The organism is Desulfomarina sp. (assembly GCF_054039375.1).
Genome location: NZ_JBPLBA010000018.1, coordinates 1 through 12,732 on the forward strand (window position 1 = coordinate 1; position 12,732 = coordinate 12,732).

General features: G+C 49.8%; 8 protein-coding genes. 3 read left to right on the forward strand and 5 right to left on the reverse strand.

The genetic code is table 11. The annotated features are described in order from the left end of the window. The 5 genes from ACXLDX_RS01150 to ACXLDX_RS01170 form a co-directional block, all read right to left on the reverse strand. Positions 1-3,137: efflux RND transporter permease subunit (locus ACXLDX_RS01150; RefSeq protein ID WP_457575353.1), on the reverse strand; the 3,137-nt coding region annotated here is incomplete at its 3' end. Further along, positions 3,127-4,326, reverse strand: a complete 1,200-nt coding sequence (locus ACXLDX_RS01155) for an efflux RND transporter periplasmic adaptor subunit (protein WP_457575354.1) — start codon at positions 4,324-4,326, stop codon at positions 3,127-3,129. The genes ACXLDX_RS01150 and ACXLDX_RS01155, both read right to left, overlap by 11 nt. Beyond that, complete coding sequence (locus ACXLDX_RS01160) at positions 4,323-5,750, reverse strand: TolC family protein (protein ID WP_457575355.1); 1,428 nt, start codon at positions 5,748-5,750, stop codon at positions 4,323-4,325. The genes ACXLDX_RS01155 and ACXLDX_RS01160 overlap by 4 nt, the downstream gene beginning before the upstream one ends. A 9-nt stretch (positions 5,751-5,759) precedes the next feature. Then, positions 5,760-6,608 carry a MipA/OmpV family protein gene (locus tag ACXLDX_RS01165; protein WP_457575356.1) on the reverse strand — a complete coding sequence of 283 codons (849 nt, stop codon included), beginning with the start codon at positions 6,606-6,608 and terminating at the stop codon, positions 5,760-5,762. A 404-nt stretch (positions 6,609-7,012) separates the two neighbouring features. Further along, positions 7,013-8,662: a serine hydrolase domain-containing protein gene (locus ACXLDX_RS01170; protein WP_457575357.1), complete on the reverse strand. Its 1,650-nt coding sequence runs from the start codon at positions 8,660-8,662 to the stop codon at positions 7,013-7,015. A 255-nt stretch (positions 8,663-8,917) separates the two neighbouring features. On the opposite strand from ACXLDX_RS01170, the gene ACXLDX_RS01175 reads away from it, so the two are divergent. The 3 genes from ACXLDX_RS01175 to ACXLDX_RS01185 form a co-directional block, all read left to right on the forward strand. Then, entirely contained in the window at positions 8,918-9,631 is a 714-nt protein-coding gene (locus tag ACXLDX_RS01175) for a response regulator (RefSeq protein ID WP_457575358.1), read from the forward strand. After that, positions 9,628-11,229: an ATP-binding protein gene (locus ACXLDX_RS01180; RefSeq protein ID WP_457575359.1), complete on the forward strand. Its 1,602-nt coding sequence runs from the start codon at positions 9,628-9,630 to the stop codon at positions 11,227-11,229. The genes ACXLDX_RS01175 and ACXLDX_RS01180 overlap by 4 nt, the downstream gene beginning before the upstream one ends. A 247-nt stretch (positions 11,230-11,476) precedes the next feature. Then, a partial coding sequence (locus tag ACXLDX_RS01185) for a CDP-alcohol phosphatidyltransferase family protein (RefSeq protein WP_457575360.1) occupies positions 11,477-12,732 on the forward strand: 1,256 nt, incomplete at its 3' end.

The window sequence follows — 12,732 nt, forward strand, 5'->3', positions numbered from 1 at the left end:
TCTTTTTGCGGGGTTCCCATGAATAATCGTTGTGGATTCAGGCGTTGAAAAAAACGCAGGTCATTTCCAACAGCAATCAATACCGGAACAATGACCAATGTTACAGGTGTCGCAAAGAGTTCTCCCCAGGCAATGGACAGGGCAGCCGGAATCAGGTACTGTGCCTGTTCTGAGGTTTCTAAAAGCAGTGGTGTCAGGCCGCACACCGTGGTTACTGTTGTGAGAAAAATTGCCCGGAAGCGGCTCCCGCCTGCCAGGAGCAGTGAGGTCTGCAGGTTTTCGCCCCTCTTTTTCAATTCATTGAACCTGGTTATCATCACCAGGCTGTCATTGACTACAACCCCCATAACGACCATCATGCCGAAAAATGAAAGGATCGAGAGTGAAGTCCCGGTGATGAAATGACCCAGTACCGCACCCACAAAGGCAAAAGGAATAACGGACATTATGACAAAGGGCTGCCAGTAGGATTTGAGCGGAACGGCGAGCAGGGAATAGATCAGGAGGAGGATCATGACAGTGATACGCAACATTCCCCCCTTGAGTTCGCTGATCTCCTGCAGCTCCCCGGCGCCCCTGATATTGACTCCCGGATAACGGTGTTTGAATTCCGGTATAATGTGTTCTTTGATCCACTTGAATGCCTCACCCGGACTTATGATTTTTTTATCAAGAGACGCCTTGACGCTGACAACCCGCTTCCCGTTCTGGCGCAATACAACTGAGGGGGTAAAACCAGTTGCAACAGTGGCTGCGGATGAAAGCGGAATCCACTGTCCCTTTTCGGTTTGAATACGAACTTTCAGAAGATCTTCCGTATGTTGTCTTTGCTGTTTCTTATACTTTACAAGCACTCTTACTTCTTCTCCATCTCCCTGAATGCGCTGAACCTCGAGTCCGCCGAAACCATCTCCAATCTGCCGGGCAAGATCGGCGGCAGTGAGTCCCAGGTGCCTGGCTGATGGTTTGAGTTTTAACCGTATCTGTGGTTTACCCTGTCTGATGTCGTCACGGACATCACTGATACCTTCAAGAGTGGCCAGGGAGTCGGCTAAATGGGTGGCCGCCTTCTCCAGTACAGTTTCATCGCCACCGTCAAGCTCGATTTCAAATTCTTCCGAGGAAGCAAAAGATCCGCTGAAGCTCAGGGACTCGACACCTTCCAGCACACCGACCTTTTTTCGCCATCTTGCCACTGTCTCCATGGTCTTCATTTGCCGTTTGTCCTCCGGTTGCAGTTCCGCAAAAATCAGAGCCGTGAGAGGCCCGGTCATGGCCGTCATTATTTTGGCAATGGGGGCGGTTCGGGTGTGCAGTTCGGCCTCAATTTCCCTGTTCAACTCATCTGCCGCCTGTTCAATGGCGTCAATATTGGCACGCGTCAGGTTCAGGGGACTGCCGCTCACCATTTCCAGGTTCACGGAAATGGTCTGCCCCGGCACTTCAGGAAAAAAGACAGTGCGCACCCAGGCGTTTGAAATTATGGTCCCCGAACACAGGGCTATGGTCAGCAACAACACTATCGCCGCATAACGATGACGTAAGGCGTGGTACAGAAGGGGTTGATAGACTGTATGGTTGGTGAAGGATAAAAAGGTGTCGGCCAGAGACTGTATTTGCCTCCAGACGCGGGGTATAATTCTTCCGGATGTCGGCAGGGTAGTGTTAATCCGGATGGCTGCCAGGTGGGCCGGTAGTATAAGCTTGCTCTCCAGCAGTGACAGGAGCAGGGCAATGACAACCACCACGGAAAAACCGGCAAAGACCTTTCCCATATCATTATTGATCAACAGGAGGGGAAAAAAAGCCGCCACCGTGGTGAGGCTTCCAAAAACGGTGGCTGTGGACACCTGCTTTACTCCGTGGATGGTTCCCGCCACAGGATCTTTGATTTTCCTGCGGGACGTAAAGACGGATTCGCCCACTACAACTGCGTCATCCACCAGGATGCCGAGGACTATGATCATACCGAATGTGGTGATCTCGTTCAGGGAATACCCGAAAAACCTGTCACCCATCAACATCAGTGTGCCTGCCAGTGAAATGGGAATACCCATGGCTACCCAGAAGGCGAGCCTGATGTTCAGGAAAACAGCCAGCAACGCAAAAACAATCAGCAGTCCCTGGAGAAAATTCCTTGCCAGCAGTGAGAGTCTTGTCTTCATATAGCCGGCATATTCACCCCAGATATCCACTTTGATATTGTCCGGGAGCTGGTGCCGGATTTTGTCCACTACCCGGTGAGCAGCTTCGCTCACTTCGAGAAGATGCCCTTTTTTGCTGGTGTAAATCTGCAATCCTACGGATGGCAGACGTTGAAAACGGGCAAAACCGTTTTCCTCTTTGAATCCATCCGTTACGTTGGCCACATCTCCTGTCAGCAGACTACTGCCATCGGGCAGGGTCATCAGGGGAAGAGCTGCAAATTCACTGGAGCCGCCGGCCCTGCTGTCGGCACGAAGCAGCACCTGTCCACTGTCCCCCTCGATTCCACCCATGCGGTAATCGAGGGAGGCCCGCTGTATGGCCGCACTGATATCGTTCAGTGACAGGTTCCAGGCCTGCAGGCGGTCATTGTCCACTGCGATACGGATTTCCGGGGTAAGCAGGCCGAAGGGCTTGATTCTTGTGATCTTCGGGTGTGCGAGGAGCGCTTTTTTTATGTTGACGGCTGTCTTCTGCAGGGTGGCTGTATCGGTGTCACCATAAATCTGAACCAGTAGTGCCTCAACCTTGAACTCATCCCTTCTGATAGAGGGTCGTTCTGCCATGCGGGGCAGGTCCGTGATACTGTTCACCCGTTCCTGGATTTCATTTTGAAAACGATTTAAAGCAAATCGACTCGTTTTCTGCACCCAGACTGTGGAAACATCCTGCTCGGAAAATGATGATATCTTTTTTATACCGGCCATCCCCTCCAGGCTTGTTTCAATTTTTCGGGAAATGGTCTGGTCGATCTGTTTTGCACTTGCACCTGGGTATATTGTCGTGATGGTGACGGAGCCTGGAGAAATAGCAGGAAAGCCCTCGATACGGATAGTTTGAACAGCGAATAAACCTCCTGCAAGAACCAGCAGCATCAGCAGATTTGCCGCAACAGGATTTCTGGTGAACCAGGCTGAGAGATTATCTGACATCGGTTGTTTCCTTTTGTTCCAGTGGCTGAACAGTCAGGCCATCAATAAAACTGGAATTGGGGAAAGCCGCAATCCGTAAAGGCCCCTGTCCGGTTGTCTCAGGTACAGGAATACAGGCAAAACCACTGGTGTAAAAAAGAGGGTTGAGATGGTGTTTACGCAGTCGTCCTGTCTGGTCCACAAACCAGACAAGCCCCTGTTTTGTCAGGGCTGATTCCGGAATCCGCAGCAGGTGGGGGATCTGTCTGCCAGTGATTTCAGCCCTGACGAAGGTTCCGGGCAAGAGGGGTGGGCTGAAGTCCATGGGATGTTCAACACGCAGTATCAAGGTGCGCAGGCGAGACTGTCCATCCAGGTGATAGCTTTTTCGGACGACCCTGGCCGGCCAGTTTGCAGGTTTTCCGGTATCAAACAGTGTTACCTTTGCCTGTCGGACATCCTTCGGCAGCAGGTCCCAGTTGCCGGGGTCAAGATGAATACTTATTTCAACACTCTCGGTCCCGAAAAGTGTTGTAATTTCGTCAGTCGCGAATATCACCTGGCCCGGATTGACATTCCGCCTGACAATGATGGCATCAAAGGGTGCACGGATTTCCGTCTGCCGGAGCATGGTTTGGGCGTACGCCAATGCTGCCCGCGCGGCTTTTACTTCAGAGCGCGCGGCTGCAAGCTGGGGTACGTGCAGAACAAGAGGCGAGGCGGGCTCTCCCCGCAGACCGGATTGTTTCCAGTTGGTTTGCGCGTCCTTTGCCTCCCGTTCTTCTTTCATCAGGTTGATCCTGGCGACAGCCAGTCTGTTCCCTGCTTCGGCCACCTGCAGACGGAAGGCACTTTGTTCCACACGCACCAGCAACGCACCTTTTTTCACCTGATTTCCCGTTTCCAGCTGGTCGGCCAGGAAAATAACCCGGCCCTGGACCTGGCTTTTAACTGTTATCTGTCTGCGGGGGACAACTTCTCCAAAAGCTGCAATAACGGCGCCGCAGGTCTCCGGTTTAACCGACCGGACGGTGACGATCTCTTTTCCTGCAGTGACTCCACCGGTGTTGATGCCTTTGTCTGTTCGGGGTTTAAGGGAAAAAGCGGTAAAAACCGCTGGAATGCATATCGCGGCCGTGAGCAAAAAAATCCTCCACCTCTTCATTGCGAATCGCCGCATAACCGCTTGTTTTTCTTTTTTTTGAGTCATTGCTGAAAAGAATTCCGGCTGTCGGTCAGGCCGATCCCGAGGGCCAGGGCCAGGTCAATGCGATTGCTCAGCCGTTCGGTGACTGCCTGGTTTAATCTGTTTTTTATGGACATCTCCTGTTCCCTGGCGATCAGAAGATTTTGAATGCTGTCCAGTCCCTGGCGGTATCGGTCTGCGTAATATCGGCTGCTTTTTTCCGATTCAGCAGCCGCCACCCCCAGGGCCTGAACCTGTATTCCGTAATCCCGTTCAAAGTCAAAACCGTCAGCCACCTCTTTGAATGCCTGCAGTACTGCTGCGCGCAGATCCATCAGTGATGCCTGAAATTCTGATTGCCCGGCCCGCGCAGCCGCCTTTAATCTTCCGCCGTCAAATATGGGCTGTAAAACTGAACCAAGGATGCTCCAGTAACTGGTGGCACTTCCGAGATTTCCAAGACTTGCCGCTTCTCTGAAAAGCTGCCCGGAAAGATTCAGTTCAGGCAGTCGCGCTTTTACTGCCGCATCTGCAAGCAGACGAGCTGATTCCGCTTTGGCCAGGGCTGCCTGGATGTCCGGTCGGTTGAGCAGAACTGCAGCCGGTGTATTAACCGGTGGAGGTTGCACCTCTGGCAGGCTGGACCGGAAGACCGATTTCCCTTTTGGATATCGTCCCAGCAGGACTTCCATTGCACGCTTTTCCCGAAGAAGTGCTGTTCGCTCTGCGCTGACATCGGCCTCTGCTATTTTCAGTCTGCTGGTGGCCGTGGATATTTCATCCGGATTCCCGAGTCCGTTTCGATACCGTTTGATCAGGAAATTCCGGATATGGTCCAGGACAGCCAGCCGCTCCTGTTCAATTTTGACCGAATGTTCCAGGCCGACGATATGTATCCATGCCTGGATAACTCTGGCCGCCAGTGCGTCCCTGGCGTGAAGATAGAGTTGCTCTCTGGCTGCCACATCCTGTGTTGATGCCTTATATTCATCAGCCAGTCGGCCCCATATATCAATTTCCCAGCTGATTTCCAGTGATATCCTGCGGGAACGTGAAATTCGTCTTTTCCCTGTTTCGGCATCCATGCCCTGGTTGTCCCGATTCCCTGAAAAACCGGCCTTGACCAGAGGGAGTTGCCTTGACCGGGTTTCGTTTGCCAGAAACCCTGCACTTTTCAGGCGATGGGCAGTGGCTTTGAGATCAGGATTATTGTCAAGCGCCTCCTGGACCAGGATTTTCAACTGCCTGTCATGAAACAGGTCCAGCAGGTTTCCGGTGACAGGCAGTTTTTCGATGGGAGCCCTGTTCTGCCAGGTACGGGGAAGATCTTCCGGCAGATGAGTCTGGGCCTTGTGAGGCAGTGATCCGCAGGCAGAAAAGCACAGCAACATCGACAGACAGAAAAAAAATGTGATGCCGTGTCCCATGCCTGTCCCGGGAATTTTCATCAGTTCAGGTTAGAAGGAATAGCTTAAACTTAAGGAACCGGCCAGGACATAACTGTCATCGATCAGGGGGCTGTCTGTAATTCCACTGCCCAGGAATTCATAATTGATACCGCCCTGGAGGTACACGTTGGCAGAAATTTTCACTCCGCCATTCAATCCAATAAATGGTGTGAAAGTGGATTTTCCATCATAAAAAGCCCGGTCATCCCTTACCTCCGAGTGTCGTACTCCATAATAGTAGCCGATCACTTTTTTTGATTCCCAGTTCACGCCGATAACAGGTTCAATGGCCCAGTCTTCACTGCCGAAGGGGAGTGAATACTGGACGGCGACACTCTGGCCCTTATGGTTGTTTGTCACATCGCTCATGGCCACGATTCCAATACTGCCTATGGGGGTCTCTGTCGTGAGTGAAACTCCTCCTTCAATGACGAAATTTCGATTCTCCATCCCTTTGAGATAGGCACTGTCAGTGCTGTCATATGGGGCCGAACGCCAGGAGCCGAGTAAATTGATTTCACACCCCTCCTGGGAATAAACCGTGTAGCCTATCCCGTTGAAATCCAGGGTGAAATTACCGTTCTGGTAGGTGATTTCCGGGAAAGGCATTGTTTTATTGTTAACGCCTTTGAAAGGGTTTGTTGAAAAGCCGACGCCCAGGCCCATGACCAGATGTTCGTCAATGGAGAGAAGGGGAAGACCGAGTATCGTGTAAGAACGGAGTAAACCTGTGGTCTGCGGCTCTTTGCTTTCCTCTGCGCAGGCGGAAAAGGGGATACATAATACGATAAGAATAAGCAGATATGCTCTGCCGGATTGAAAATTGTCGGGTATGTTTTTCTGATTATTTTTCATCATCTGGCGGCTCCAATATATTTGGCTGATAAATCGACCCCATTGTCGATCGTTTTGTGAATATTGATCGATCTGCAGGCAATTGTCTGTTTGAGTAATGTTGAGAATTGTTAGAGGAGAGTACAGAGAAACATGAAGGCAGTCTGGTGGCTAAGATATAAGCCACCAGGCCGTACAATAGAGACATATCAGTAGAGGAAACAGTATATGATTGGTGGTGACAGTCATATCCGGGCTGGTGGTGGAGGAAAGGTCAATCACTGAACCCTGCGAAAAAGGAATCCGGACAAGGATAACAGCTCCTCGCTGTTTCGTTGTACCACACGAATGACATCACCTGTGTCGGGTCCGAGACCATGAATCACGGCCAGTCGGTCACCTGCCGTCTGCAGGACAGCCTGTCCCGTCTACTCCGCTTCCTCCCCCAGGGGGAGTTTGATGGTATAATGGAGTGCCAGAAAGCCATGTTCAATCTTTAATTGCATGTTTTTAAACTGCAGTCCGGGCGTCGGGTGAAGCATTCTGTAGGAACCTGTCCTTGATTTCCAGGATGCAGGAATAGGGCTGATGACGATTTTTTCGCCAAAATATATTTTCTGTCCACGGAACCTGGCCAGCAGTACTTCCCTCCCGTTTATTTCGGTATGGGTTATGCCGAGTTCATCTAACCCTTCCAGGTCTATGGGAAACAGGCCAAGCAGTTTATACTGCAGATGATATTGGCCATCCTCACGCAGAACGAGATTTAATGTGTCGTCGTCGTTTATAAGTTTGAGTTGATCACCATCTCGGGTAATCTTCACGGTAGTGTTGCTGGTTGAATAATATCCCGGAAAAGATATTAAGTCTTCCGGGGGTGTCGGCAGTTCTGTCTCGGCAAGTTTTTCAGTCGCTTTTCTTTTGATCCCCGTTTTTATTTCCAGAGCCATATTGAGAGCATCTTCAGCTATGTCATGGACACTGTTTGCAGACGATTCCGAGTTTGCCAGTACAATGACAGCCAGTTGATATCGTGGCAGGGTGATTAACATGGAATGAAATAAGAAGGTATCTCCCCCGTGCATTGCCTTGAGACCCCGGTTTTCATGGTTCTGCTGTTTCAGAAACCAGCCCAGACCCATCTGGCGTCCCAGGTCGAAGGGTGCGTTACCGTCCTGGAAATGCAGCATTTTATCCAATGTTTCTTTCTGAATAATCTGTTGTCTGCCGAACCGGCCGCCGGCAAACACCATTTTGGTGAAATTGGCTAGATCAAGCACCGTGCTGTTAAGCCCGCCGGCCGGGAGATCACGCAGCGGTAATATTTTTGCTTCTTCATCATCAGAATAGCCTTTTGATGATTGCGGATCATTCTGTAATGTTTTGAAAATAGAAGAATGAAACATTTCCAGGGGCATGAGCAGTTTCCGGTCAATGAATTCGCTGTAGGGTTGCCTGCTTACTTCCTGAATGGCGTGACCCAGCAGTGTCATGCCGATATTGGAGTAACAGAATATTGTGTCTGGTGGATAGGCGGTGTATTCGTCATGGAGTAAATCGACCAGCCGGGTAAAGTCCTCCGGTTCTTCCTCCCACATGCCCCGGTTATAGTCCGTCGGCAGTCCGGAATGATGGGTCATGATATTGCGGGGGGTTATGTCGCCTGTTCGTTTAAACCGGCTTTTCATGTGGAACTGCGGCAGTATCACCCGCAGGGGCTGATCAATGTCCAGCCTGTTTTGTTCTGCAAGAAGCATGGCCGCTGTCGCGGTGAACAGTTTGGTGATTGAGCCGACACGATAGACGGTCTGCGGAGTCGCACGGATCTTGTTTTTTCTGTCTGCCCAGCCAAAACCCTCTGCCCATACGGTATTCTGGTTATCAACTACCGCAATGGACAGGCCGACAATATCGTTTTTTTTCATTTGTTTCCGGATGAGTCGCGAAATCTCCCGGTGCATGGTGCGGTAATCAGCCTGTGCTGCTTCCGGTGAATGTGCAGGGGGCGGTGCGGCAATGCCGGTCAGGGGAAAAATGAGGGAAAAACCGATTGAAATAACTGCTATAAATATGGACATGATATCTGTCTCCTGAAGAGTGAATTCTGAGCCGCATGCAGGCAGAATGCAGCAAATATATCGTACAGCAAAGGGAAAGGCTGTTGATGAAATGTTGTAAAAATGCAACAGTTCGTCTTGACCCTGTTACAAATCTATAACAAAAAACCGGCAGACTTTTATCGGGGTTTGCACTATTATTTACATGATTCCAGATGAAACTCAGCCTGACATGTATCCAGCCATATTTTCAGGCCGGCAAATGCGGAATGACCGATGAAAGAATTGCGTACACCCCATGACAAAACTGACAAATTGATTCTTTTACTTGTGGAAGATGATATCCGTCTGGCTCGACTGATACAGGAGTATATGGAACAACATTCCTTTGTTGTTCATATCGAAGGGCGTGGTGACACCGCAGTAGTGCGAATCTGTGAGGAACAGCCTGACCTGGTGATACTGGATCTCATGCTGCCGGGGCTTGATGGATTGGATGTCTGTCGCCAGGTTCGTCCTCAATACAAAAAACCCATACTGATGCTTACTGCCAGAGATGAGGATATCGATCATGTTCTCGGCCTGGAACTGGGAGCGGATGATTATGTGATAAAGCCGGTCAAACCACGGGTACTGTTGGCTCGTATACAGAATCTGCTGCGGCGGTTCAGGCAGGAACCGGAGCCCCGGGCATCTTTTGATATCGGTGACCTGCATATCTCCAGTAAAACCCGGGACGCATTTCTGGCGGGAAAACCTTTATCGCTCAGCAGCCAGGAGTTTGAAATGCTTTACCTGCTTGCAAGTAATGCGGGAACAATTTTGAGTCGCGATGATATTTTGTCGACCCTGTCCGGTATTGAATATGATGGTTTAGATCGTTCCGTGGATATCCGTATTGCCCGCCTGCGAAAACTTTTGATGGATGACCCGGCAAATCCCCGTTTTATCAAGACAGTCCGTTCAGTAGGGTACCTGTTCCTGCCATGACCCGTTTATTTCTGCAGCTATTCGCACCCGTTTTTATTGTCACTTCAGTTTTTCTTTTTAATATCAGCTATATTCTTGACCCTCTGTTCTCCTCCTTTCTTGAAGACCACGGCTGGGAGGACTTCAGGCCGATTTTTCTCATGCTTGATGATTCCCTGAAAACTTCGGCAGGCGGAGAAGCAGAGGACAAAAACGGCACATTGAAACAACTGAAGAAGCAGTTTCTTTTTGATGTGGAACTGCTTGATGTCCGCACTGTCCAGTTTCCTCCGGAGGTAAAAAATAAACTTGAGATGGGCAGATTTGTCCAATATCCGGATAGCAAAGATAATCTCTATCACTTATCAGCCGACACCGGGCGTGTCTGGAAGTTGAACCTGGAACAGGGCAGAAGGGAAACGGATACCGCATTCTTAAAGCGGATTGTAGCGGGCCCCCTGGAAATAATAACCGATAATCTTCTGGCAAGGCATCAAGAAGAGTGGCAGGAGGCGCTAAAAATCATGAGTGAAAAATATGAGTTGCCACTCTCTCTGGTTACCCTGGATTTAATTGACCTGGAGTCGCGGGATGTAAAAAAACTCAAGAAAGAGGGCACTCTCCTCTTTCATGATAATTACCTGGAGAAAATTTATACTCTTGTTCCGGGGAGTGGATATGTTCTTAAAGTTGGCCCTTTTAAACAGCCATTGATCCTCAAATTTGCCGACCAGGTGTTTCTTGGTGCACTGGGGGGTCTCATGGGATTTCTGGTCTGGCTGTTCCTGCGACCAGTCTGGCGGGATTTACGGAAATTGCAGTCAGCATCCCGGAGTTTTGGTGAAGGGCAGTTGCAGACCCGGATTGATTATTCGAAATACTCCACTGTCAAAACTATTCTGAAGGCCTTTAACGGCATGGCATCGCATATTCAGCAGTTGATTGCCTCCCATAAAGAACTGACCCGGGCTGTTTCCCATGAGCTGCGTACTCCTGTTTCACGACTGCGGTTCAGTATTGAAATGCTGCAGAAAACAGACGACAAAGATGCCCGAAATCGATATCTGGAGGCAATGAACACAGACATTGATGAGCTTGATGATATGCTCAGGGAACTGCTCTCCTATGCCCGTATGGATGTTGACCGTAAAGTTATTGAATACTCTCCTGTAGTACTCAGTGAATGGCTGGAAGAACAGGTTTTGCGTCACAAACGAAACTGCGGGGATAAAAAGGTGGGAATAAGCCTGGATGCCGAAGTACCCTCTCATTCCGTAAACTGTATGGATCCAAAGCTTATGGCACGGGCCCTGGGCAACCTGATTCAGAACGGATGCCGTTATGCAGGACATACTGTCCATATCCATCTGGGTTACAGCAATGAAGAATTTCAGCTCCGCGTGGAAGACGATGGGCCGGGTATTGCTGCCGAATCATTTGACATCATTTTTGATCCCTTTACCCGCCTTGATCCCAGCCGGGACCGCGACACGGGCGGGTATGGGCTGGGGCTGGCAATTGTAAAACAGATTGTTGAGGCGCACCAGGGGGCAGTGAAAGTTGGCCGGTCCAGGCTGGGAGGAGCGGAATTTCTGATATCCTGGAAAGGGGAATCATAAAAAAATCTGATTACGGTAAAAAATCAGGCAGATAAAGCAGGCATATCCCCAATCCGGCTGAGTTTCAAGGGTAATCAGAATCAAAAAATGATCACGAAACCGATACGGATTCAGGAAAATAATTGGTCCTGTTTCCGTGAGTGTTGCGCAAAAATGGACATTTTGCCGTCAAAGTGGTAAAGAGGGGCAGGTGCAGTGCACCATTATCCGGATTTTCGGTGAAATTCCTTCCAGTTTTGAGAGTATTATGCAAAGGTTTCTGGTCATTCTTTTCGCGTCGTCCCTGGGACTCGCTTTTTATTACTGGTCATCCAGGTTGGTGAAGAAGAAATCCGTGCAGGATTATATCCTCACCCACCAGTGGTTGCTCCATCCCAATGCCATCTGTTACTGGCGGGCAGGTATGGCCCTGGTCGCCTATGTGTTTTATTTTATTCTTCATTATCAGATCGCAGCTATCCTGATTTTCACTTTGGCCGCGGTGCTGGATGGTGTGGACGGCCTGGTGGCCCGGAGTTGTAATCTTATTACCCGCTGGGGAGAATGGCTGGACCCCATGTGTGACAAGCTGACGTACCTGCCTCCCCTTGTCGGCTATGCCTATCTCGGAATTATTTCGGTAAAACTTGTCTGGATTCTGGTGGGAATAGAATTTATGGGACAGTTTTTTGCCAGACGTATTCTTTCGTATCTTAAAATTTCCGGCGCGGCAAATAATTTTGGCAAGATAAAGGCAATACTCTGTTTTGCCCTGGTCATCTTCTGCGCCCTGCTCGATAAGACTTCGGGGGTCATTAATGTGGGGGATGAGGTTCTTGTGGCCTGTATTGTCCTTTCCACAGCCTCGGTTGTCTGTAAATTCATTCCCAACTGGCTGTATGCCGATATTCTTTCAACGCTCAATTTTTTCTGCGGTGTCACGAGCCTTGTGTTCACCCATAACAATCACTTTGCCTGGGCTATCTGTATTATTATCGTCGGGCAATTGTTTGACCTGTTTGACGGCAGGATGGCTGAAAAGCATGGGGGAACCAAGTATGGGCCATATCTGGACGATGTTGCTGATCTTGTCAGTTTCGGGCTTGCTCCAGCTTATGTTATCTGGCAATCCGGTGGGAGTCTTGCCGGTTTTTTTGGAATTGCCTTTATTATCGGTGTCGCTTTCAGACTGATCCGTTTTGTTGTGGTGGATAAAAAGCGGGAAGACCTGCCCGATGGGGTTTTCAATGGTCTTCCAAGCCCCGCCGGGGCTTTGATTGTTCTCGGTGCGGCACTGGTCGCCCCACCTGTCGGTTTGTGGATAATCTCAGCCCTTTCCATCGGTCTCATGGTCAGTAATATCTGTTTTGCTCATTTCGGGCGTATAATCCTGAAACAGATACCCAGGCCACTGTTTTTCATGGCCAGCGCGGCCATAATTGTGAGCATAGTATTCATACTCAAGACAAAGAGTGTGCAGACATTTGGTTTCCTGATTCTTTTTTCCGTGCTGGCCTATATTGT

Excerpts from the sequence above, each read along its gene's own strand:
- ACXLDX_RS01155 (WP_457575354.1), bottom strand. The coding sequence starts at position 4,326 with ATGACTCAAAAAAAAGAAAAACAAGCGGTTATGCGGCGATTCGCAATG.
- ACXLDX_RS01160 (WP_457575355.1), bottom strand. The coding sequence starts at position 5,750 with ATGAAAATTCCCGGGACAGGCATGGGACACGGCATCACATTTTTTTTC.
- ACXLDX_RS01165 (WP_457575356.1), bottom strand. The coding sequence starts at position 6,608 with ATGATGAAAAATAATCAGAAAAACATACCCGACAATTTTCAATCCGGC.
- ACXLDX_RS01170 (WP_457575357.1), bottom strand. The coding sequence starts at position 8,662 with ATGTCCATATTTATAGCAGTTATTTCAATCGGTTTTTCCCTCATTTTT.
- ACXLDX_RS01175 (WP_457575358.1), top strand. The coding sequence starts at position 8,918 with ATGAAAGAATTGCGTACACCCCATGACAAAACTGACAAATTGATTCTT.
- ACXLDX_RS01180 (WP_457575359.1), top strand. The coding sequence starts at position 9,628 with ATGACCCGTTTATTTCTGCAGCTATTCGCACCCGTTTTTATTGTCACT.